The sequence below is a fragment of the Pelomonas parva genome, from assembly GCF_043555835.1.
In the GTDB taxonomy this organism is placed as follows: Bacteria; Pseudomonadota; Gammaproteobacteria; order Burkholderiales; family Burkholderiaceae_C; genus Pelomonas; species Pelomonas parva.
Genome location: NZ_JBIGHV010000003.1, coordinates 206,363 through 229,786, shown reverse-complemented (window position 1 = coordinate 229,786; position 23,424 = coordinate 206,363). Strand labels below are relative to the sequence as shown.

The 23,424-nt window shown below is 67.9% G+C and carries 15 protein-coding genes; 6 read left to right on the top strand and 9 right to left on the bottom strand.

All coding sequences use genetic code 11. The features are described from left to right. Window positions 1-50: 50 nt before the first annotated feature. The gene (locus ACG00Y_RS08635) at window positions 51-764 is read left to right on the top strand and encodes a queuosine precursor transporter (RefSeq protein ID WP_394477873.1); all 714 of its coding nucleotides are present in this window, start codon (window positions 51-53) and stop codon (window positions 762-764) included. A 193-nt stretch (window positions 765-957) separates the two neighbouring features. Here ACG00Y_RS08635 and ACG00Y_RS08630 read toward each other — a convergent pair whose 3' ends face one another. Both ACG00Y_RS08630 and ACG00Y_RS08625 read right to left on the bottom strand, forming a co-directional pair. Then, window positions 958-3,036, bottom strand: coding sequence for an alpha/beta hydrolase family protein (locus ACG00Y_RS08630; protein ID WP_394477871.1), 2,079 nt, complete (start codon window positions 3,034-3,036; stop codon window positions 958-960). 64 nt (window positions 3,037-3,100) lie between these two features. After that, window positions 3,101-6,163 carry a TonB-dependent receptor domain-containing protein gene (locus ACG00Y_RS08625; RefSeq protein ID WP_394477869.1) on the bottom strand — a complete coding sequence of 1,021 codons (3,063 nt, stop codon included), beginning with the start codon at window positions 6,161-6,163 and terminating at the stop codon, window positions 3,101-3,103. Between the two features lie 429 nt (window positions 6,164-6,592). Between ACG00Y_RS08625 and ACG00Y_RS08620 the strand changes: the two genes are divergently transcribed. Beyond that, on the top strand, window positions 6,593-7,258 hold the full coding sequence (locus ACG00Y_RS08620; protein WP_394477867.1) for an alpha/beta hydrolase family protein: 666 nt from the start codon (window positions 6,593-6,595) through the stop codon (window positions 7,256-7,258). On the opposite strand, the gene ACG00Y_RS08615 is transcribed toward ACG00Y_RS08620, so the two are convergent. The 4 genes from ACG00Y_RS08615 to ACG00Y_RS08600 all read right to left on the bottom strand — a co-directional run bounded on the left by ACG00Y_RS08615 (window position 7,259) and on the right by ACG00Y_RS08600 (window position 12,181). Continuing rightward, window positions 7,259-8,467 (bottom strand): Fic family protein, encoded by a 1,209-nt coding sequence (locus ACG00Y_RS08615; protein WP_394477865.1) that lies wholly within the window; start codon window positions 8,465-8,467, stop codon window positions 7,259-7,261. It abuts the gene before it with no gap. Window positions 8,468-8,544: 77 nt separating this feature from the next. Further along, window positions 8,545-10,263 (bottom strand): M14 family metallopeptidase, encoded by a 1,719-nt coding sequence (locus ACG00Y_RS08610; RefSeq protein WP_394477863.1) that lies wholly within the window; start codon window positions 10,261-10,263, stop codon window positions 8,545-8,547. Between the two features lie 110 nt (window positions 10,264-10,373). Further along, window positions 10,374-11,132, bottom strand: a complete 759-nt coding sequence (locus tag ACG00Y_RS08605; RefSeq protein ID WP_394477861.1) for a LytR/AlgR family response regulator transcription factor — start codon at window positions 11,130-11,132, stop codon at window positions 10,374-10,376. Then, on the bottom strand, window positions 11,129-12,181 hold the full coding sequence (locus tag ACG00Y_RS08600) for a sensor histidine kinase (protein ID WP_394477859.1): 1,053 nt from the start codon (window positions 12,179-12,181) through the stop codon (window positions 11,129-11,131). Before ACG00Y_RS08600 ends, ACG00Y_RS08605 begins: the two co-directional genes overlap by 4 nt. A gap of 115 nt (window positions 12,182-12,296) precedes the next feature. On the opposite strand from ACG00Y_RS08600, the gene ACG00Y_RS08595 reads away from it, so the two are divergent. From ACG00Y_RS08595 to pcaF, 3 genes are read left to right on the top strand one after another with little or no spacing between them, the layout of a single operon-like run. Beyond that, entirely contained in the window at window positions 12,297-13,094 is a 798-nt protein-coding gene (locus ACG00Y_RS08595; protein WP_394477857.1) for an enoyl-CoA hydratase-related protein, read from the top strand. Beyond that, the gene (locus tag ACG00Y_RS08590) at window positions 13,091-14,542 is read left to right on the top strand and encodes a 3-hydroxyacyl-CoA dehydrogenase (protein WP_394477855.1); all 1,452 of its coding nucleotides are present in this window, start codon (window positions 13,091-13,093) and stop codon (window positions 14,540-14,542) included. Before ACG00Y_RS08595 ends, ACG00Y_RS08590 begins: the two co-directional genes overlap by 4 nt. Further along, window positions 14,539-15,741: a 3-oxoadipyl-CoA thiolase gene (pcaF, locus tag ACG00Y_RS08585; RefSeq protein ID WP_394477853.1), complete on the top strand. Its 1,203-nt coding sequence runs from the start codon at window positions 14,539-14,541 to the stop codon at window positions 15,739-15,741. Before ACG00Y_RS08590 ends, pcaF begins: the two co-directional genes overlap by 4 nt. On the opposite strand, the gene ACG00Y_RS08580 is transcribed toward pcaF, so the two are convergent. The 3 genes from ACG00Y_RS08580 to ACG00Y_RS08570 form a co-directional block, all read right to left on the bottom strand. Further along, a complete protein-coding gene (locus ACG00Y_RS08580; protein ID WP_394477851.1) occupies window positions 15,742-16,956 on the bottom strand; it encodes an NAD(P)/FAD-dependent oxidoreductase in 1,215 nt (404 codons plus the stop codon). Between the two features lie 112 nt (window positions 16,957-17,068). Continuing rightward, window positions 17,069-19,744 carry a TonB-dependent receptor gene (locus ACG00Y_RS08575; protein WP_394477849.1) on the bottom strand — a complete coding sequence of 892 codons (2,676 nt, stop codon included), beginning with the start codon at window positions 19,742-19,744 and terminating at the stop codon, window positions 17,069-17,071. A gap of 313 nt (window positions 19,745-20,057) precedes the next feature. After that, window positions 20,058-22,238 (bottom strand): malate synthase G, encoded by a 2,181-nt coding sequence (locus tag ACG00Y_RS08570; protein ID WP_394477847.1) that lies wholly within the window; start codon window positions 22,236-22,238, stop codon window positions 20,058-20,060. Window positions 22,239-22,397: 159 nt separating this feature from the next. Here ACG00Y_RS08570 and ACG00Y_RS08565 point away from each other — a divergent pair, with 159 nt between their 5' ends. Next, a complete protein-coding gene (locus ACG00Y_RS08565; protein ID WP_394477845.1) occupies window positions 22,398-23,303 on the top strand; it encodes a LysR family transcriptional regulator in 906 nt (301 codons plus the stop codon). Window positions 23,304-23,424: the final 121 nt, after the last annotated feature.

Here is a 23,424-nt window from a genome sequence, read left to right as displayed (position 1 = left end):
TAATGCGCGCGGCTTCATGCCCCACCGTCAACGTCTGACCCCCTACCGCCATGAGCACACCCAGCCCGCGAAGCTACAAGTACTACGACTTGATCATGGCGGCCTGCGTCTGCGTGCTGCTGTGTGCCAACCTGATCGGCCCGGCCAAGGCGGCGCAGGTGGACCTGCCGCTGATCGGTACGGTCACCTTCGGGGCGGACCTGTTCTTCTTCCCGATCAGCTACATCTTTGGCGACGTGCTGACCGAGGTCTACGGCTACGGCCGCGACCGCCGCGTCGTCTGGGCCGGCTTCGGGGCGCTGCTGTTCGCGGCCTTCATGGCCTTCGTCATCGTCCACCTGCCGCCAGCGCAGAACGCCTTCATGGATGGCTACCAGCAGCATGTCGAGGCGATGTTCGGCAACACCTGGCGTGTCGTCGCCGCGTCCATGATCGCCTTCGCGGCGGGCAGCTTCGCCAACAGCTTCGTGATGGCCAAGATGAAGGTCGCGAGCAGCGGCCGCTTCCTGTGGGCGCGCATCGTCGGCTCCACCGCCGTGGGCCAGTTGCTGGACACGGGCCTGTTCCTGACCATTGCCTTCTGGGGCATCTGGCCGCAGGAGCAGCTGCTCGCCGTGTTCGTCGCGCAGTACTGCTTCAAGCTGGTCTGGGAGGCGGTGCTGTTCCCGGTCACGGCGCGCTTCATCGCCTTCCTGAAGCGGGTCGAGGGGCTGGACCACTATGACCGCGACACCAACTTCAATCCGTTCACGTTGAAGGTCTGAGGCTGCTCGTCGCAGCGACCAAAGAAAAAGGCACCTCGTGGTGCCTTCTTTGCGGGCCGAGCGCCGGGCCGCTCCCAAGCCGGCCCGGGTTGGCGATGTGCTTGGCGGTCGATCCGCCAAGCATCGCCGTCCCCTCGGGGGACCGACAAGACGACCCGCGTTCAGCGGGGGCGCCTGGGCGAGGGGTCAACAGTTACAAACCGCCGCCACCGCATCCTTTGCCGAGATAGCTGCTGATCAGGTTCAGCTGGTCCGCCATGATCTTGCGCGTCCATGCCGGCCCGTGGGCGTAGTCCTTGAGCACGTGGTACTCCACCGGCTTGCCGGCGGACTTGGCCTTGTCGACGAACAGCTCGGACTGGATCAGCGGCACGACCTGGTCCCGGTCACCGTGGTAGACCATGATGGGGATCTCGATCTTGTCGGCCTTGCTCAACGGGCTCAGCCCGCGCACGGTGGGCTCCTGGGCAGAGCGGAAGTACGGGTTGTCGAAGAACTTCGCCCAAATGCGCTCGATGTCCGACACACCCGCGCCGGCGATGGCGCACTTGTAGAGCCCATGCGGCCGCACCGCCGCCGCGAACGCCGAATAGCCGCCGTAGGAGAAGCCGAACATGGCGATGCGCTTGGGGTCGGCCAGCTTCTCGCTGACCAGCCACTTGGCGCCGTCGTCCTTGTCGTCCTGCATCTTCTGGCCCCATTCGCGGTCGCCGGCAAACCACAGCGTGCGGCCCCAGTCGGCCGAGCCGCGGAACTGCGGCTGCAGCACGACGCGGCACTGCGACACCAGCAGCGGCACCCAGCCCGAGGTGTCGTACTCCATGTAGTCGCGCCCCCACGGGCCGCCGTGCGGGTGCACGACCGCTGCATACGGGCCGGCGCCGCACAGCTGCGGGTTGGGCACGGTCAGGTAGGCGGGGATGTTCAGGCCGTCGCGCGCCTTGTAGTAGACGAAGCGGGCGGTGCCGAGGGCACGCCTGTCCACGTCCGGGCGCTCCTTGGCCAGCAGCTGGATGCTCTGGCCGCGCAGCAGGTAGTGCTCGGTCGGGTAGGTCAGGCCGCTGACGCGGATCAGGTAGGTCGGCGTCTCGCCGGCCACGTAGCCGGTGAGGCGCACGGACACGCCATCGAAGGAGCGCACCGTTGCACGCTCGCCGCTGCCCACGCCGACAAACTCCTGGTCGATCTCCTTGATGCCCAGGGCCTGGCCGACGCCGCGCACGACGGCATCCAGCTTCTCGTTGACCCAGTGGGTGTCGCGGGCCAGGTGGCCGTCGTAGGTGTAGCCGTCGTAGGCCTCGTCGGGCGGCGTGTCGTCGCTGCGGAGCGAGCGCACGCCGGTCGCGTCGAAGAACTTGTGCTCGAACAGCGCAGGGCCCATCTTGCGGGCGGCGATGTCGTACTCGTACAGGGCCGTGAACTCGCGGCCCACGTTGCTGCTGATCACGGCCGTGCCCGGCTTGGTGCCGACCGCGATCACGTCGACGACGTCGCGGTTCTTCACGTAGTTGCGGAAGTGCTCTTCCCAGTCGCCGTCCTTGTTGCGGAACTCGATGGCGATGAAGGTGCCCTGGCTGTCGCCGTTCAGGCGCGACTTGGCCCAGACGACGCCCTTGCTGTTGACGAAGACGTTGTTGTCCGATTCGCCCAGCCGCATGATGCGCTGGGCCTTGTTGCTGCGCAGGTTGTAGCGGTAGACGTCGCGGCTGGTGGCGTTGCCCGAGTCGCTGACGACGATGACGTTCTCCGGGTCGCTCAGCAGTCGGTTCAGCACCGTCGGGTTGGCCAGCGCGGCGGCCTTCTTGGCGATCTCGGTGCGCGGGATCTCTGTGGCCGCCATCGGCTCAATCCAGTTCTTGCCCTCGAGGTCGGTGAAGTACAGCTTGTTGATGAAGACCTTGATGGTCTCGTCGGTGCGCAGGTCGAAGGGCTGCGTCATGTTGACCTGCAGCATGTCGTTCTTCAGGAACGACACGCTGGAGATCTGCATGTTCTTGGCGCCGATGACGGTCGGCTTGGCGGCCAGGTCGGCCAGCTTCCAGACCAGGATGTTGCGGATGTCGCCCTGGCTCTGCAGGGCAACCATGTGCTTGCCATCGGGCGAGATCTGGAAGCCCGTCATGCCGGGGAACTGCGCCAGCGTCTCCACGGTCGGGACGCGGATGGGCGCGGCGGCGGGGGCGGTCTGCGCCATCACGGCGGCCGGGCAGGCCGCCAGTGCGGCACCGGCGACGGCCAGCAGCCGTGCCAGTTTGTTCAAGTAGCTTTGCATGGAAATCACACCTGAAAAAAAGCCCTGGCAACCGGGGTTGCCAGGGCGATGGAGCGTTGGCTTATCAGAAGGTCTTGGAGACGTTCATGAAGAAGCGGCGGCCTTGCAGGTCCATGCCGCTGTACAGCGGCGCATTGCCGATGCGGTTGGTGCCGTAGGTGGTGGCTGCGGAGATCTGCGGCGGGTTCTTGTCGGCGATGTTGCGCACGCCGCCGGTCACCTTCCACTTGCTCACCGAGTCGCTGTAGGACAGCGACAGCGAGTGCAGGAAGTAGTCCGGCGTGTCCAGCTTGAACGGGCTGGTGGCGGCGTCCAGGCCGTAGTAGCCGTAGTTGGACATCTTGCCGACCCACTCCAGGCCGTAGTACAGGTTCCAGCCCTTGACCGTGTAGTTCAGGTCCATCGCGCCCGACCAGGCCGGCGAACCGAGGGTGCCGTTGGTGTCGCGCAGCGCATCGGTCACGAACAGCTTGCTCGACTGCTCCTTGTACTCGGTGGCCATCATGTTCACACGCAGCTTGCCGGGGCCTACCTCGTTCGTGTAGCGCACGTTGAATTCATAGCCGCGGACGACGTCCGTGGCCAGGTTCACGTAGCTGTTGTTGACCGTCAGCGCGTTGTTGGCCGTGCTGCGGGTCACCAGGCGGCAGAAGCCGCCAGCGGCACGGAAGCCCGGATCGTCGTAGCACTTGGTCAGGATGTTGCCCGGGCCGCTGCGGTCGACGCCGTTCTCCACCTTGACGTCGAAGCGGTCCACCGCGAGCGACAGGTCACCCCAGCCGGTCGGCAGGCTCGGCTGCAGGATGATGCCCCACGAGGAGTTCCTGGAGGTCTCTGCAGCCAGCCCGGAGGTGGCGCCACCCGAGGTGATCGAGGTGATGCTGTTGGTCTGCAGGAACGTGGTCGGCAGGCCTTCGCTGGCGCAGTTGGCCGCGCGCACGGCACCCTTGGTGCTGTAGTCGTTGCACGGGTCACTCGTCGACGCAATGAAGCCGGTCGTGGCACCCACGAACTGCTCGAACAGCGCCGGGGCGCGGTAGGACGTGCCGCTGGTGCCGCGCACCGAGATCCAGCCTGATGGGGCCCACAGCGCGCCGATCTTGTGGGTCGAGCCCGAGCCATAGGACTTGTAGTCCGCACGGCGAGCCGACAGGTTCATCGTCAGCTCCTTGGCCATCGTGATGTCCTTGAGCAGCGGCACTTCCAGCTCGGCGAACACATCGGTGGCCTGGTCGCTGCCGCGGGTCACCCCGCTCGACGTGAAGTTGTAGATGGCAGCCGTCTGCATGGCTTCCGACGGCGTGTCGTCGATGGAGGCCTTGCGGAACTCTGCGCCGAACGCGCCCTTCACGTCGCCATAGGGCAGCTTGAACAGCTTGCCGGTCGTGGAGGCCGTGACCACGGTCTCCTTGTACTTCGTGTTGCCGACGAAGTTGCCGTAGACAAAGCCCAGCCAGGCCGCCGGCAGCTTGCCGGCAATGATGTCGGTGGTCAGTGCCGGTGCGGCCACGCAGCCATTGCTGGTGTCCACGCAGTTGAAGCCGCCGCTGCCGTTGGCCACGACGTTCAGGCTCTGCGCCAGCTTGCTGGTCGTGAAGCCGTCGAACGTGTAGGAGCCGCTGCTTTCGGAATGGACCGCCGAGACGTCGTAATCCCAGTTGATCTTGCCGAACGAGCCACGCAGGCCGACGACGGCGCGCGTGAAGTCCACTTCCTGGCTGGAGTAGCTGTTGCCGGCACCGATGAAGCCGCGCACGCCCAGCGCCAAGCCGTTGGTGATCAGCGTCGGGGCGGTCTGGACCGTGCTGAAGGCCAGGCTGGCCGGCAGCAGCGGGCTACCCTTGGCATAGTCCAGCGACAGCTGGCGGAAGCCCACCTGCGAGGATTCGCGGCGGTTGAACAGCAGTTCACCGTACAGCTCGGCGTCGCCCATGGCCGCCAGGTCCATGGAGCCTTCGGCGTAGAAGTTGTGGTTGCGGATCGGCGACAGCAGCGTGTTGTTCAGCATGCGCTCGTCGAAGGTGTCGCGCGGGTGCAGGCTGGTGGTCGCGCCGCCGCCGACGCCTTCGTAGCCGACCAGGCCCGTCGTCACGGCGGCGTTCGGACGCCAGCGGTTGAAGTTGGTACCCACGGCTCCTGGCGCTGCAACGCCAACGGTTGTCCCGCGCAGGGCTGCGGGGACAGAAGCGATGTTCGTCAACGGGTCAAACGTGCCGATGGTGTTGATGGTCACACCGTTCTCGCCGGTCTGGCCGGTCGGGTAGCACTTGGGCTTGCCGGTCTTCGGATCGACGTAGTCGGCGCTGCCCCAGCCGCCGACGACACCGCCAGCGACCGTGCGCTGGTAGGTCGTGTTGCAACGGGTCCAGTCGCGATCGCCCAGCGTCTGTGCCTGGTTGTCGTTGAAGTTGTACGACGCCAGCACGCGGTAGCTGTCCTTGATCAGGCCGCCGGCGATGGAGAAGTTGTAGGCATTGCCGCCGCCGTGCTCGGTGGCGGTGGCGCCGGCGTCGAGACGGATGGAGTCCAGGTCCTTGCGGGTGATGATGTTGATCACACCGGCTACGGCGTCGGAGCCGTAGATGGACGAGGCGCCGTCCTTCAGCACTTCGATGCGGTCGACGATGGAATTGGGCAGCGTGTTCAGGTCGGCGGCGCCGACCGAGCCGCGGGTGCCGGACGGCGACATGCGGCGGCCGTTCAGCAGCACCAGCGAGCGGGTCGGGCCGAAGCCGCGCAGACCCACGGTGTTGGCGCCCGGGCCGCCGTCGGTGACGTAGCCGCCGAACGCGGCGTTGATCTGGCCCTGGCCGCTGGTCACGGACGTGCTCTGCAGCACCTGGGCTGTGGACGTGAAGCCCGCCAGTGCGGCGTCTTCGTTCTTGATGATCTGGATGGGCGCCGGCGAGCTGAACACATCGCGCTTGATGCGGGAGCCGGACGTGACGACGACGGTATCCAGCTTGGTCGCTGCCGGCTTCGCTGCGGGAGTTTCAGCCGTGGTCGCCGGCTTGTTACTGTCGGCCGGGGTTTGTTGTGCTGCAGCATGCTGCGCAAACATCAGGCCGAGAACCGCCAGGGCGATGGGTTTTTGAACGGGTTTGAAACTGGAGGATTGGGTGGGCATAAATGGGTCCGTCAAGGGGGTGCGTTTCAAAGCCATCCGCCATCCGGGTAGGGCAGCGCAGCCAGCGGCTCGTCAACGAAGTTTCATGCTAGGGGGTGGCCTTGGTTACATGTGACCTTCAGCACGGATCTAGGGTCATTACCGATCCATCCGGCCTAGGCCGTGTGACGGCTTTGTTGCAAGTAGCCAACAAAGCAGGCGCTTTGCCCGGCGGCGGGCGGCGGGTGTGCGGCTGCCTGCGCGACCAGCTGGTCGGGCGGGTGAATACTCACGGAAACCTTCGCATACTGCGAACCAAGCAAGCTCGGCCGGCGAAATCAAATGTCCTTGAAATCTCTCGATGCCGGCTTTCTTACTGGGTCGCAAATATTCGGCCATGATTTTTTACGCAGTTGAAAAAATATCCCGGCCGCACCGAAAATCCCGTTCATGACCCCTCGCCAAGACGCCACCGCCCCGGACCTGCTGTTTGTGTTGCTGCCCGACAGCGGCCTCGCGCCCGACGGCCCGGACACGCTGGCCCCGCTGGCTGCCGCGCTGCAAGGCCAGTACCCGAACGCCGCCACGCTGACGCTGCACCCGCCGCTGCGCGATGCCGAAGGCCGCTGCCGCTGGTGGCTGGGCGAGACCGGGCCGGTGGGTGTGGAGGCCGCGCTGCCGCAGCTGATAGCCCGCCTGCGCGGAGAGGCCGGCAAGCTGGGCCTGCCCTGGGAGCGCGTGGCCCTGGCCGGCCTGGGTGACGGCGCGTTGCTGGCGCTGGAGGCGGTGCAGGCCGAACCAGCCCTGGTGGGCCGCGTGCTGGCCTTTGCCGGCGGCTATCTGTCGCGGCCCGAGCATGCGCCGCAGGATGTCTGCGTGCACCTGCTGCATGGCCTGGCGGACCAGCGTTTTTCGTACCGCCATGTGGTCGACGCCGCCCAGGCGCTGGTCGACCTGGGCGCCGATGTGACGGCCGATGTGCTGCCGCACCTGGACCATGGCCTGCACCCGGCACTCGTCGCCAAGGCCATGGAGCAGCTGCGTACCTTCATCCCGGCGCGGTTGTGGCGGGCGGCGGTGATTGCCGCCCAGGAGAGCGAGCGGCCTGCCGACTGATCAGCGGCCGGCCTGCGCCACATCGGCCTCCGCCTCCGGCCACAGCGCCGGAAAGTAGAAGCGCAGCGCATGCAGCGGCAGCCCGAAGCGCACCTGGCCCTGGGGCGAGTCGCTGGCCAGCAGACCGCGCTTGAGCAGGGCCGTCAGCAGGCTGGTGGCGGTGCGTTCGCCCAGGCCGGTCATGCGCTTGAAGTCGCCGCGCTCCAGTGAGGCACTGCTCAGGAACAGGTAGTGCAGCGGCCGCAGCGCCTCGATGCGCACGCCGCTCTTGAGCGAGGTCTGCTCGAAATGCAGGCAGGCGGCGATGCGGCCCTCCATGGCGGAGAGCTGCAGCAGGCCGGTCATGAAGCGGGTCTGGTCCAGGCAGATGTCCAGCACATAGGCGATCCAGTCCACCAGCGCGGCCTCGCTGAGGTTGCCCCGGCCGTCCAGGTCGCCCCGGCGGGCTTCGTCAGCGGCGGCAATCAGCGCGTAGTAGCGCTCCACGCTGCGCGCAAAACCGCGCAGTGGCGACCAAAGCCCTCGGGTGTAGCCCAGCGCGCCCAGCGCCAGATGGGTGTGCAGCCGCATCACGCGGCCATTGCCGTCGATGAAGGGGTGGACCCAGCCCAGGCGCTGGTGCGCCGCCGCCAGCGCCACCAGGCTGGCCTCGCCCCGGCGCACGCCGCTGTAGACCTGGCCCCAGCGCTCGATCAGGCCGGGCAGGCTGGCGGCGGCGGGGGCAATATGGCGGCCCACCTGCACATCGCGGCTGCGCAGCTGGCCGGGCGTGATGGCCTCGCCCTCGTCGGTGCGCAGGTCGGCTTCGGGCAGGCGTGCAAACAGCGCGTGATGCAGCTCGCCCAGCGCGGCCGGCGTGTAGAGCTGGCGCAGGCCGGCCTCGCCGGTAAAGCGGGGTTCAAGCGCGGCTTCGGCGGCGATATGCGCCAGCGCCAGGCGTTGCCGCGCGGCCAGCTTGGCGTCGGCCGAGAAGTCCTGTCTGAGCGCCTGCTCCAGTTCGAGCGGCCGGGTGTGCTGGCCCTCGATGCGGTTGGAGTAGTAGGAATTCATCGCCCGCAGCAGGCCGCGCAGCACGTCGGGCGCGGGTTGGCTGACGAGACTGAGTGCGGCCGCGCTCAGGTCATGGGCCTGGGACAGCAGGGGTTCAAGCTGGGCCTCCCGGGGGAGGAGCGGCTCAAACTGATGGGGCGAGTTATAGAGTGCAGGCAAAATTGCGCACTTGAATAGGTTTGTAATTCATTGAATTGAATCACTTTTTCTTCAAGTGTGCGTACATTTTTGCGTACTTAGTCGAGGACAACCTCGGTCCGAACAATGCCCGCCCGCTCCGCGCTGGCGCTCAACGCCAGCCGCGTGCCTACCGGCGCACGCACCACCCATTCGGCCACCGCGCGGTCGCCGGTGGGCTGTTTGCTCGGCAGGAAGGCCAGCTGGCTCTGCCTGGGCGCATGGCCTTCCAGCTGCGGGCCTTCGATGCGCTCCTTGCCACTGACCAGGCTGATGGTCGGGTCGCCCGTGGGCATGTGGATCTCGAACATCACGCCGCGCACCGTCTTGCGCTCCAGCGCGCGCTGCGTCACGTAGGCCGGCAGGTAGCCCGCATTGGCCACGGCCAGGCGCACGCGCCACATGTCGGGGCCCAGCGCGCGCACCTCGGTGCGGATCAGCTCCAGCTGGGGCAGGCTCATCGCCACCTGCGTCATCCAGGCCGGGAAGCGCGCCGCCTCGCGTTCGCGCAGCGCCGGCGGCGGGTTGCGCCAGTAGTTCATCTTGTCCCAGCCACCGATCTCCACGGCACCCAGCTGCGGATGCTGGAACGGCGTCCACTCGACATGCGCCTTGCCGCCGCATTGCTCGTCGCTCCACTTCAGCAGCTTCAAGTCGTCCTCGACCGGATGCTCCCGGTACCAGTCGATCCAGCGGTTGTCGTCGATGCCGGCTTCCTTCTTGGGCGACCACAGCTCCACCACCCAGAACAGCGCGCCCAGGTGCTCGTACACCCAGTCCTGCGTGCCGGTGATGACGTCCTTGGGGTCGTAGCGGAAGTCCTCGTAGATGCTGATCGCCGGATAGCCGGTGTGCTTTTCGCCCAGGGCCGAGAACTTCTGGAACAGGCGCAGGTCGTCCGGCGTCATGTCCTTGTCGCTGCGCGTGCCGCAAGGCCGCAGGATGACGCCGCTGTGCGTGTGGAAGCTCACCGCTGCGCCGATGTTGGGGTGCTGGACGATGAAGTCCACCATCGCCCGCACCTCGGGTTCGCTGGTCGGGTAGGGGCCGGCACCGACCTGCTGGAACTCCTGGCGCCATTCGCCGGGGAAGTTGCGGTTCAGGTCCAGCCCCTCGCGGTCGCCGTTGAGCTTGACGGTCAGGCCGTCATGGTTCTTGATGAAGCCCTCGGGGATGAGGCGGTAGTACTCGCCGCCGAACTCGCCCGGCTCGCGCGGCACCATCAGGCGCGGGTCGCCGGCGTGCTTCTTGTAGCCGCCATGCGGGTCGGGCACGCGCATCGTCAGGATGCGGCCGTCGCCGTCCACGTCTTCGGGCGTCAGGCCGTCGACCGGCTCCTCGGTGTAGGGGTAGGGCCGCGTGGAGCTGCGGATGTGGCGCGGCCGCTCGGCCAGGGCCAGCTCGGCGCCGTCGGGGTTCAGGCGCGGCACGAGGTAGAGGGTGCGCGTGTCCAGCAGGCGGTTGACCTGTGCCGCGTCGGCGCCGCTGCCGCCATGCTGCAGCAGCAGGTGGTGCAGGTAGTACAGGCAAGTGGTGGACGCCGTCAGCTCGGCCGCGTGGATGTTGCCGTCCACCCAGAGCGCCGGCTTGTCGATGTCCATGCCGCTGGCCAGGTTCGTGACGACGACGACCCAGATGTCGCGGCCCTCGTAGCTCTTGCCGATGGAGCGCACCGACACGAGGTTGGGCCGTGCCTCGGCGTAGGCAAACAGCAGCGCCGTCAGCTCGTCGTAGCGGTAGAAGTGGTCAAAGCGTGGGTTGGGCAGGGCGCTGGGCATGGTGTGCTTGTTGGTTTGGGCGCCCCCACGATTTAGGGGCTTCTCTGGTGGCGCGGATTGTCCGAACTCGCCCCCCCCGCTCCCCCAGGGTTTGCCCCGAGCTTTGGTCTTTATTGACCCTTGAACAGCGCCTGGAACTGCCGCGACACCGGCAGCTTCTCGTCCCGCCCGCGCAGCGTGACGACCATGGTGCCTTCGTCCACGCGCACGGCGCGCGCGATGCAGCGGCTGTTGACGAGCACGCTGCGGTGGATCTGCCAGAACTGCTCGGGGTCCAGCTGGGTCAGCAGCTCACGCAGCGGCGTGCGGATCAGTGCCTCGCCGCCGCTGTGCACGACGCGGGTGTAGCGTGCATCGGCCTCGAAGTAGATGACCTCCTCCGGCGGGATCAGCACCACCTCGCGGCCCACGCCGGCCTGGATGGGGCGGGCCACTGGCCTGGGTTGCACAAGGCCGGCAAGCAGCCGCTGCAGCGCCGCCGTGTCGGGCGCCGGCTGGGCCAGCCGCGCGCGCAGCCTGGCCAGTGCCTGGGCCAGGCGTTCGTCGTCGACCGGCTTGAGCACATAGTCCACTGCGCCGGCGTCGAAGGCGGCCAGTGCGTGGTCGTCGAAGGCCGTGACGAACACGATCAGCGGCGGCGCAGCCAGCGCGGACAAGCGGCGCGCCACCTCCAGCCCGGTCAGGCCGGGCATGCGGATGTCGAGGAAGGCGATGGCCGGCTCGTGCGCCAGGCAGTCGTCCCAGGCCTCGGCGCCGTTGCTGCTGGCGGCGACCAGCTTCAGCTCGGGCCAGAGCCTGGCCAGCGCGGCGCGCAGTTGTTCGCGAGGGGCCTCCTCGTCATCGGCGATCAGGGCAGTCAGTGCAGTCATGGGGTCAGCGGGATGGGCAGGGTCAAGGTGGCGACGCAGCCGGGGGAAGCATCGGCCAGCGTCAGCGTGGCCGCTGGGAAGGCGCTCGCCAGCCGGCGGCGCGTGTTGGCCAGGCCCACGCGCTCCGTCCAGCCGGGCGCGAGGCCGGGGCCGTCGTCGCGCACGGTCAGCACCAGGCGGTTCCCGTCACGATGGCCGGCGATGTCGATGCTCCCGCCGCGCAGCTGTGGCTCGACGCCGTGGGCGATGGCGTTCTCCACCAGCGTCAGCACCAGGCCCGGCGGCAGCTGCGCATCGATGTCGGGGGCCATGGCGATGTCGACGCGCAGCCGCTCGCCCAACCGCGCCTGCATGATGGCCAGGTAGCGGCGCACCATCTCTATCTCATCGGCCAGCGGCTGCAGCTCGCGCTCGAACATCGGCAGCGTGGCGCGCAGATAGGCCGTGAAGTCACGCAGCAGCGGCGCGGCGCGGGGGTCGCCGGTGTCCACCCAGTGCTGCAACGAGGCCAGCGTGTTGAACAGGAAATGCGGCTGGATCTGTGCGGCGGCCAGGCGCGTGGACAGGCGCAGCGCGGCGTCCTGGTCGGCCAGCTCGCGCAGCCGCGCCTCGATCTGGTCGACGCGGTAGACGGTCAACCCCCACCAGGCCGAGAGGATGGCCGTCATCACGACCACGGCGAGTGCGGCGTGATCGATGGCCACCTCGCGCCAACCCGTTTTGGCCAACACGATTAATGCCGCCGTGACGACGAGCGCCAGCCCGTAGCAGGCGATGTTGAGCCAGCGCCGGCTCGGCCTGCGCCAAAGCCAGCGCGCCACGCCCAGCGCGATGGAAGTGACAAACAGCGCCAAGAACCATGCCACCGGCCGCGTACCCTTGGACATCTGGTGCGAGAACGCGGCCAGCAGCAGCACGACGTTGACGAACACGTATTGGTCGATACCGGACGGCCACAGCTGCGTGCCGCCGCGAGCCATCTCCTCGGGCGTGAAGACACGGCGTGACCCGGGGTAGAACCACTGAGAGAAGTCTTCGAGGCGAGGCATGGGCCGCAGTCTAGGAGGCGCATGCATCTGCTGCGGGTCCGTGCGGCGAATGGCGCGCCCGGGCGTCTGAATGGCAGTGCGGCTGTCTAGACAAGTGCGGTGCAAGAATGCCGCCATGCCCTCCTGGACCTCCCTCGACCTGCAACGCCGCCCTGATGGCGTGGCCCAGCTGACGATGAACCGGCCTGCCGTGTTCAACGCCTTCGACGAGACCTTGATCGCCGAGCTGGACGCGGCCTTCGCGCTGCTGGGCGGCGACGCCAGCGTGCGCGCCATCGTGCTGGCCGGTGCCGGCAAGCACTTCAGCGCCGGCGCCGACCTGCAGTGGATGCAGCGCGCGGCGGCCGCGTCCGAAGCCGACAACCTCGCCGATGCGCGCCGCTTCTCGGCCATGCTGGCGCGCATTGCCGACTGCCCGAAGCTGACGCTGGCGCGCGTGCAGGGCGCGGCGCTGGGCGGCGGCGTCGGCTTGGTGGCGGCCTGCGACATGGCCGTGGCGTCCGACGCGGCGAGCTTCTCGGTCAGCGAGGCGCGGCTGGGCATCCTGCCTGCTGTCATCGGCCCGCATCTCGTCAACGCCGTGGGCCTGCGCGAGGCGCGGCGTCTGGCGCTGACGGCTACGCGCATGGGTGCCGACGAGGCGCTGCGCCTGGGCCTCGTGCAGCGCGTCGTGCCGGCTTCAGCGCTGGACACGGCGGTAGACGCCCTGGTGATTGACCTGCTCGCCTGCGGCCCGCAAGCTCAAGCCGAGATCAAACAGCTCTATGTCCGCCTCGCGCCCGGCCCGGTCACTGCGGACGTGCGCGAGCTGACCGCCCAAACCATTGCCCGCGTGCGCGCCACGCCCGAGGCCCGCGAGGGCTTCTCGGCCTTCCTGGCCAAGCGCAAGCCGAACTGGACACCGCCCGAATGACACTGGACAACGCCCGCATCCTTGTCGTCGGCGCCGGCCTGATGGGCGCCGGCATCGCCCAGGTCGCCGCCCAGGCCGGTCATGACGTGCTGTTGTTCGACACCCGCACCGGCGCTGCCGAAGCGGCCAAGGCCAAGCTGGCGCAGACGCTGCACGGCCTGGCCACCAAGGGCAAGCTGACCGCTGAAGCCGCGCAGGCGACGCTGGCGCGCATCACCCCGGTCGACGCGCTCGCGCCGGTGGACCTTGTCATCGAGGCCATCGTCGAGAACCTCGACATCAAGCGTGCGCTGTTCGCCGACCTGGAGGCGGTGCTGCCGGCCGAGGCCGTCATCGCCACCAACACCTCGTCCATCTCGGTCACGGCGCTGGCCCGTGACATGAAGAAGCCCGAGCGCCTGGTGGGCATGCACTTCTTCAACCCGGTGCCGCTGATGAAGCTGGTGGAGGTGGTGTCGGGCCTGGGCACGGCGCCCGAGGTGGCGCAGGCCATCCACGACCTCGCCGGCCGTTGGGGAAAAACCGCTGTGCACACGCGCTCCACGCCGGGCTTCATCGTCAACCGCATCGCCCGGCCCTACTACGCCGAGGCGCTGATGCTGCTGCAGGAGCACGCGGCGACGCCCGAGGTCATCGACGCCTGCCTGCGCGCAGCGGGTTTTCGCATGGGCCCCTGCGAGCTGATGGACCTGATCGGCCACGACACCAACTTTGCAGTGACGAACTCGGTCTTCGCCGCCAACTTCTTCGACCGCCGCTTCACGCCTTCGCTGGTGCAGCAGGAGCTGGTGGATGCTGGCTATCTAGGCCGCAAGAGCGGGCGCGGGTTCTACAGCTACCCCGAAGGCGCGCCCGCGCTGCGCACCTACAAGTACCCGCTGCCTGACGCCAGGCGCCTGGTCGTGCATGGCCAGGGCTTTGTCGCGGAGCGATTCGCTGCGGCCTTCCCGCAAGCCGAACGCGAGGAGGTCAGCGACTGGGTGGGCCTGGCCGCCGACCGCGCGCAGATCCGCCTCACCGATGGCCGTTCCGCCCGGGAGATCGCCGCAGAGCGCGACCTGCAGGCGCCGGTCGTCGTCTTCGACCTGCCTCTCGGTGCCGGTGGCGACCTGGCCTACGCCAAGTCCGGCAACTTCGACGACCACGTCGGCTGGCTGGTGGCGCTGGGCTTCACGCCGCGCGAGATGGTCGACGCCCCCGGCCTCATCGTCGCGCGCACCATTGCCATGCTCGTCAACGAGGCGCACGACGCCGTGCAGCAAGGCGTCTGCAGCGAGGAAGGGGCCGATGCAGCAATGAAGCTCGGCGTGAACTACCCGGCCGGGCCGTTCGAATGGCTGGGCCAGTGGGGCGCCGGCTCTATCGTGGCCTTGCTGGACTGCCTCGACACCTACCACCGCGGCGAGCGCTATCGCGTCAGCCCCTACTTGAGACGGTCGCTGACATGACCCACGCCTTCATCTGCGACGCCATCCGCACGCCCTTCGGCCGCTACGGCGGCGCGCTGTCGTCCATCCGCGCCGACGACCTGGCCGCGCTGCCCATCAAGGCGCTGATGGCGCGCAACACCAACGTCGACTGGGCGGCGGTGGAAGACGTCATCTACGGCTGCGCCAACCAGGCCGGCGAGGACAACCGCAACGTCGCCCGCATGGCCGCGCTGCTGGCCGGCCTGCCGGTGGTGGTGTCCGGTGTGACGGTGAACCGGCTGTGCGGTTCGGGCCTGGATGCCGTCGGCACGGCGGCCCGCGCCATCCGTGCCGGCGAGGCCGGGCTGCTGATCGCCGGTGGTGTCGAGAGCATGAGCCGCGCGCCCTTCGTCATGCCCAAGGCGGAGAGCGCCTTCAGCCGCTCGAACGCCATCTATGACACCACCATCGGCTGGCGCTTCATCAACAAGGCGATGAAGGCGGCCTACGGCGTCGATGCGATGCCCGAGACGGCCGAGAACGTCGCCACCGATTTCGGCATCGAACGTGAAGCCCAGGACCGCATGGCGCTGGCCTCGCAGATGAAGGCCATCGCGGCGCAGAAGCGCGGCTTCTTCGAGCGCGAGATCGTCCCGGTCGACGTGCCGCAGAAGAAGGGCGAGCCGCTGCGCATGCTGCTGGACGAACACCCGCGCGAGACCAGCCTGGACGCGCTGGCGAAGTTGAAGGGCATCGTCACGCCGGACGGCAGCGTTACGGCCGGCAATGCGAGCGGCGTCAACGACGGCGCCTGCGCACTGTTGCTGGCCAGCGAGGCTTCAGCGCAGCGCCATGGCCTCACGCCGCGCGCCCGCGTTGTCGGCATGGCCACGGCGGGCGTGGCGCCACGCATCATGGGCATCGGCCCGGCGCCGGCCACGCGCAAGGTGATGGCGCTGGCGGGGCTGACCTTGGCCGACATGGACGTCATCGAGCTGAACGAGGCCTTCGCCGCCCAAGGCCTGGCGGTGCTGCGCGACCTGGGCCTGGCGGACGATGACGCCCGCGTGAACCCGAATGGCGGCGCCATCGCGCTGGGCCACCCGCTGGGCGCCAGCGGCGCGCGACTGGTGACGACGGCCGTCAACCAGCTCGAAGTGACGGGCGGCCGTTATGCGCTGTGCACGATGTGCATCGGCGTGGGGCAGGGCATCGCCCTGGTCATCGAGCGCGTCTGATCACTCAAAGAAGAGTCGGCTGATGCCCTTGAGGCTGACGATATTGCCCGGGTTGCTCGTCTCGTTGAGCACGCCCGCCATGCGTTTGAGCACGCGCGGGCTCTTCTTTGCCCGCCAGATCACCAGGTCCGCCAGCCAGGGGTGGGCGTTGACGCGGTTGGCGGCCTCGTAGAGCTTGAATTTCGGTTTCAGCGCCGTCAGGCCGGCCTCGTAGGCGGCGCGGGCGGCGCTGTCGTCGCTGTGGGCCAGCATCGCGTCCGCCGCCAGCATGCCGGTCTCCATCGCCTTGCCGATGCCCTCGCCGGTGAAGGAGTAGGTGGAGCCCGCCGCCTCGCCGGTGACGATGAGGCCGGGCCGCGTCCACTTCGCCCCGGTCAGCGTGAAGCGCAGCGGCGCGCCCTTCAGGTCGCCCACCAGTTCGCCCACGCGCATCAGCTCGGCGGCGGGTTCGTAGTTGGTCACGAAGGCGTCGAAGATGGCGCGCAGGTTGGCGCTCTTCTTCTGGCCCTTGCCTTCGATGTCCATGTGCGAGTCGGTCACGCCCACACCGATGTTGAAGTGGCCGTCCGGCGCCGGGAAGATCCAGCCATAGCCCGGCCGCAGTGCCTTGTTCCAGACGACTTCCAGCGAGGTGATCTTGCCCGCCATCTGCGGCGCCTTCACATAGCCGCGCAGACCCACGCCGCTGGGCGTGTGGCGTTCGCACATGCCGGCTGCCGTCAGCGCCTTGGGCACGGCGCCTGTGGCCAGGACGACCCAGCGAGCCTGGACTTCAACGATCTCATCGCCCTGCTTCAGCCGCGCGCCGACGACGCGGCCAACTACTTCCAGCGGCGCCTCGAAGCGCGCCTGCTCGAAGCGCGCACCGGCGTCCCGGGCGCCCTGCAGCAGCAGCGCGTCCAGCTCCCTGCGCGGCAGCACCGCCATGGTGCCCGGCACGTCGACGCGCCCGCCGCGCGGGCCGATGCAGCCAACATGGCTGACCGGCTGCGCCCGGCGCATGACCTCATCCAGCAGCCCCAGCCGCTCAAGCGCCTTGTGCGCGTCGGGGATCAGGCCGTCGCCGCAGGTCTTGTCGCGGCCGGGTGGGTGCTGGTCGACCAGCAGCACGGCCAGGCCGGCACGGGCCAGCACGCGCGCGCAGGCGCTGCCGGCCGGGCCGGCGCCGATGACGAGGACCTCGGCTGGCCGAAGTTGCCGGGAAGGATCAGACATGCGCCACTTTCGATTCGGGGCTGCGATTCTCGCCGCCCATGAAAAAGGCCCTTGCCGAGGGCAAGGGCCTTGCTGCGCAGACCCGGGGGGGCGACCCTCCGGGGCTGGCGAATCAGAAGCGATACGTACTGCGCAGGTAGTAGGTGCGGCCAGTGGGATTCGCGAAGCGGGGGTCGTAGTTGGCCTGGAACACCTCGCCCTGGTTCGAGTAAGGCGGGTCGCGGTCGGTCAGGTTCTTCACGCCGACGGTCAGGTTCAGGCCTTTGTAGCCCGCCCAGGACACATAGGCGTCCGCCGTGGCGTACTGGCTGACCTTGTTGGTCGGGTCCTGGTCGACGTAGCCGCTCTTGTAGTGGCCGATCATGCCCAGCGTCCAGCTGCCCACATTCCAGACGGCGGTTGCCGAATGCTGCCAGCGGAAGATGGGCGCCGTGCCGACGTAGATGCCGACGTTCTGGTTCCAGGGGCCGTTGACATAGTCCTGGTACTCGTACTTCGTCACGTAGGTGCTGTTCAGGCCCAGGGTCGCGCGACCCAGGCTGCCCAGCGACTGGCGGAAGACCACACTGATGTCCACACCGTTGGTATTGAGGCCGCCCAGGTTCTGCTGGCGCAGGTCAAGGTAGCCGCAATCGCTGCCGGGGCAGGAGAAACCGTCGATCGACAGGTCACCGGTGCCGTTGCGATAGACGTACTGGGTGAAGTCCTTGAAATCGTTGCCCAGCACGGTGGTCTCGGACAGCGCGGCGATCTGGTTCTCCAGGCGGATCCACCACCAGTCAAAGCCGATGGACAGGTCGGCGGTCGGCTCGAGGACGATGCCGAAGGTCAGGCTCTGCGACTCTTCGGGTTGCAGGTCGATGTTGCCGCCGGTCAAACGCTGGAACTGCACGTTGCAGTTCAGCGCCTGCGACTTGCCGGCGATCGCCTTGCCGCCAGGGCAGTTGACGGGGTCGTTCACGTTGCCGGTGTTGGTGTACGCCGGTGTGGCATTCAGCTCATACAGCGACGGGGCGCGGAAGCCTGTCGAGTAGCTGGTGCGCAGCAGAAGTTCCTTCATCGGCTGGTAGCGCAGACCGAACTTCGGGTTGGTCGTGTTGCCGAAGTCGCTGTACTTGTCGTAACGCACGGCGGCTGTGGCATCCAGCGTTCGGGTCAGCGGAACGTTCAGTTCGGCGTAGACCGCCGACACCTTGCGGTTGCCTTCGGACAGCGAGTTCGGGTCCACACCGGTGCTGGCCTGCAGCAGCTCGGCCACGGGTGTGTTGGCCTTCGAGATGAAGTCTTCCTTGCGGAACTCAGCACCGATAGCGACGGCGGCACCGCGACCGGCACCGAACCAGTCACTCAGTTCGCGGCTGATGCGGCCGTCGAAGGTCGTGACCTTGCCCTTGTGGTTCTGCAGGTTGCCGCCAAGCAGCGCGTCCTGGATGGCCGCGTTGCCGGCTGCGTCCTGTTCGCCGAAGGGGTTGATCACGCCATTCAGCATGGCGGTCGTGATCTTGTTGCCGTCCGTGTAGCCGGAGACCACTTCCTTGATCTTGTTCTCGTTGATGCTCGCGCCGACCTGATAGTCCCAGCCGGAAACGAAGCCGTCCAGGCTCACCAGGAAGCGGGTCTGGTCGTTCAGCGAGGTGTTCGAGCGCTGGCCGCCGTCCAGGGCACGCCACTTCACCGTGACAAAGCCAGGCTGCAGAACGACGCCCGGGCGCGGCGTCATGTTGGCCTGCGTGTAGGTCGTGGTGATCGGCACGGCCGCCGTACTGGCGGGCATGTAGGGATTCGCTGTGCCGTCCGGGCGCAGGCGGTTCATCCACAGCGTGCCGTAGGGCACGGGCGCGATGGCGGTGGTGGAGTCGTTGCTGGTGGCGAACAGTTCGGCCGACAGCGTGTGTTCACCCAAGGCCACCGAGCCGCGCAGCATGCCGGCCGTGCGCTTGGTCTTGGCGGTGTAGTCCACGAAGCGCGACGTTGCCATCAGGCAAGACGTGCCGTCGCCGGCCGGCACCAGGAAGGTCGGGTCTGTACAGTCCGGTCCGGCAGGGTTGCCGGTCACCGAGGGGTTCTGGTAGTAGTTGGCCGGGAAGGGCGTCGGGGAGATGCCGCCGGGGAAGCGGTTGTTGAACTCGCGCTGCTGACCGCCGATCGCGTCAGTCTTGGCAACGTCCACGAAGCCGAAGATGTTGTAGCCGTCCTTGGCGATGTCGCCGAAGCCGAAGCCGATGTTGGCGTTGCGGCTCTTGCCGCCCGACTCCTTGGGCACGTCGACACCGAAGGTGATCTGGCCGCCGGTGTAGTCCTTGTTCGTGATGAAGTTGATCACGCCGCCGATGGCGTCCGTGCCGTACAGGGAGGAAGCGCCATCGCGCAGCACTTCAACGCGCTGCAGGGCAGCAAACGGGATCATGTTGAGGTCAGGTGCGGACCCGTCGATCGCGTTGTTCGCGATACGTCGGCCGTTCAGCAGCACCAGTGTCTTGCTGGCGCCGATGCCGCGCAGGTCGGCAAACGAAGCACCACCGGTGCCTGCGCCCACTTGCTGGCTGGAGCCTTGTGTCATCTGAACCGAGCTCAGCGAGCTCATGATCTGCTCGACCGAAGTGACACCTTGTGACTTCAGGTCTGCCATCTTGATGATGGTGACCGGAACGGCTGTCTCGGCATCGATTCGCTTGATTGCGGAACCCGTGACTTCGATCCTTTCCAGCTGTTGCTGGGCGAGGACGGGGACAGCGAATGCGGCCAGGTAGGCCAGCGCCGCTGCGCTCATGACGTTGAGTTTGAACATTGGGACTCCAAAGAGATCTAGACCAACCCCGGCTTGATGTGCCGGAGCGCGCCTCACGGCCGCGGTGCCACGGCGAAGAGGCGCCTAGTCTCAGTGGGCGTGAATCCTCAGAAGTGCGGGTTCATCTCTATTGCCCTGCCATTCGTCATGGCAAGTCGCCTAATGAGTAAAAAACAAGGGTTTACCCTTGCATTTGCGGTAACAAGCAGTCATGCACCTGTTGTCCAAGGGCGACGTGTGACCTTCGGTAGGGGTCAAGTATTCGTTGTGCCAATGTGTCAACTGATCGGCGCGCTAGGCGTCGCCCCCTAGATCAGCACTGCTTTACCTTGAGCCGCCAGGCGTGCAGCAACGGCTCGGTGTAGCCGCTGGGCTGGGCCTCGCCCTTGAAGACCAGGTCCAGCGCCGCCTGCATGGCCGCGCCGTCGGGATGGGTGGCCAACGGCTGGTAGACCGGATCGCCGGCGTTCTGGCCGTCGACGACGGTGGCCATGCGCGTGAAGGTTGCGCGCACCTGCTCGGCGCTGACGACGCCATGGCGCAGCCAGTTGGCAATGTGCTGGCTGGATATCCGCAAGGTCGCACGGTCTTCCATCAAACCGACACCATTGATGTCGGGCACTTTCGAGCAGCCCACGCCCTGGTCCACCCAGCGCACGACGTAGCCCAGGATGCCCTGCACGTTGTTGTCCAGCTCCTGCTGGCGTTGCTCGGGCGTCCAGTTGGCTTCGGGCGCGACGGGGATGGTCAGCAGCGCGTTCAGGATGCCTTCGCGCTCGGCGGCCAGATCCACCTTCTCCAGCTCCTGCTGCACGGCGGCCACGTTGACCTGGTGGTAGTGCAGCGCGTGCAGCGTGGCGGCGGTGGGCGAGGGCACCCAGGCGGTGTTGGCGCCGGCCTTGGGGTGGCCGATCTTCTGCTCCAGCATGGCCGCCATCAGGTCGGGCATGGCCCACATGCCTTTGCCGATCTGGGCGCGCCCGCGCAGGCCGCAGGCCAGGCCGGTCAGCACGTTGCTGCGTTCGTAGGCGGTGATCCAGCTGGACGTCTTCATGTCGCCCTTGCGCAGCATGGGGCCGGCGCGCATCGCGGTGTGCATCTCGTCGCCGGTGCGGTCCAGGAAGCCGGTGTTGATAAAGGCGACGCGGCTGGCGGCCGCAGCGATGCAGGCCATCAGGTTGACCGACGTGCGGCGCTCTTCGTCCATGATGCCCAGCTTGACGGTGCTGTCGGGCAGGCCCAGCAGCTGCTCCACGCGGGTGAACAGCTCGGCGGCGAAGGCCACCTCAGCCGGGCCGTGCATCTTGGGCTTGACGATGTAGACCGAGCCGGTACGGCTGTTGCCGCGGCGCTTCAGGTCATGCATCGCGATCGTCGTCGTGATGGCCGCGTCCATGATGCCTTCGGGGATCTCGCTGCCGTCCTCCAGCAGGATGGCCGGGTTGGTCATCAGGTGGCCGACATTGCGCACGAACATCAGCGAGCGGCCATGCAGCGTGACCGTGCCGCTGCCGCCCGGTGCCGTGTAGACGCGGTCCGCGTTCAGCCTGCGTGTGAAGGTCTTGCCGCCCTTGGCGACTTCCTCGGTCAGCGTGCCCAGCTGGATGCCCAGCCAGTTGCGGTAGGCCAGCAGTTTGTCCTCGGCATCGACGGCGGCGACAGAGTCTTCCAGGTCCAGGATGGTCGACAGCGCCGACTCCAGGATGACGTCGCTGATGCCGGCCGGGTCGCTGCGGCCGATGAGCGTCTCGCGGTCGATGCGCACGTCCAGATGCAGGCCGTGGTGCACCAGCAGCAGGCTGCTCGGTGACTCGGGCGCGCCCTGGTAGCCGGCAAACGTGCCCGCGTCGGCCAGGCCGGTCACGTCGCCGGACGCCAGCGTGACGGACAGCTGGTCACCCTCGACGCGGTAGGCCACGGCCTGGCCATGCGAGCCCTCGGCCAGCGGCGCGGCCTGGTCCAGCACCTGGCGGGCAAAGGCGATGACCTTGGCGCCGCGCACCGGGTTGTAGCCCCCCGCGCGGGTCGCGCCATCGGCTTCGGAGATGGCATCGGTGCCGTACAGCGCGTCGTACAGCGAACCCCAGCGCGCGTTCGCCGCGTTCAGCGCGTAGCGGGCGTTCAGGATGGGCACCACCAGCTGCGGGCCGGCCTGCAGCGCCAGCTCGGCGTCGACGTTGGCCGTCGTCGCCTGCACCTGCGCGGGCGGCTCGACCAGGTAGCCGATGCGGCTCAGGAAGCTGCGGTAGGCCGGCATGTCGGTGATGGGCCCGGGGTGGGCCTCGTGCCAGGCGTCCAGCTCGGTCTGCAGGCGGTCACGCTCGGCCAGCAGCGCGCGGTTCATCGGCGCCAGCTCGTGGGCGATCTTGCTGAAACCGGCCCAGAAGGCCTCGCTGGCGACGCCGGTGCCGGGCAGCACCTCGGTGTCGATGAAGCGGGCCAGGTCGGTATCGACCTGCAGGCGGTGGAGCGTGGTGCGGCTGGCGGTGGACATGGGCGAACTCCTGGCAGAGGGGCAAAACACGGATGCCGAAATCTAGCGCGCCGCCGTGTCGGGATTCCCGCTGCGGCACGCCATTCATCTGTGACTTGAACGCATGGATCGTGCCCGGAACGGTCGGTTTTGCATCGATGACCCAGCACAATCGCCGGCATGGACAAGCTCAAGCAGATCGAGTCCTTCGTGCTCGTCACGGCCAAGGGCAGCCTGACGGCGGCGGCGCAGTCGGAAGGCGTGGCGCCCGCCGTCATGGGCCGGCGGCTGGACGCATTGGAGGCGCGCCTGGGCGTCAAGCTGATGCTGCGCACGACGCGGCGGCTGACGCTGACGCCCGAGGGGCAGGCTTTTCTGGAGGACTGTCAGCGCCTCATCACCGCGCTGGCCGATGCCGAGGCGGCTGTCAGCGCCGGCGGCCTCAAGGCCAGCGGTCATCTGCGCGTGACCGCTCCGGCCGGCTTCGGCCGCCGCCATGTCGCGCCGCTGGTTCCGGGTTTCCTGGCGGAACACGCCGAGCTGAGCCTGTCGCTCAACCTCAGCGACCGCGTCGTCGACATCGTGCACGAGGGCTTCGACTGCGCGGTGCGCGTGGGCGACCTGCCGGACTCCAGCCTCGTCAGCACCCGCCTGGCCGACAACCGCCGCCTGTGCGTCGGCGCGCCCGGCTATCTGAAGCGCGCCGGCACGCCCAAGCACCCCGACGACCTCGCCCGCCACGCCTGCCTGACGCTCAGCTCCGAAGCCAGCCAGACGCGCGGCTGGGCCTTCCAGGTCGACGGCGCCGTGCAGCACCTGCGCCTGAGCGCGCGGCTGGACTGCAGCGACGGCCAGGTGCTGCACGACTGGTGCGTGGCGGGCCTGGGCCTTGCCTGGCGCAGCACCTGGGAGGTCGAGGCCGACATCGCGGCCGGGCGGTTGGTCAGCGTGCTGGACGGCTTTGCCGCGCCGCCCAACGGCATCTACGCGGTGTTCCCGCAGTCACGCCACCTGCCGCTGCGGGTGAGGTTGTGGGTGGAGCATCTGCGGGGGCACTATGGGCGCACGGACTACTGGCGCGGCTGAATTTCGGGCCGAGCGCCGGGCCGCCCCAAGCCGGCCCGCCATGGCGATGTGCTTGCGGCTCAATGCCGCAAGCATCGCCGTCCCCTCGGGGGACCGACCAGACCCGCCTGCGTTCAGCAGG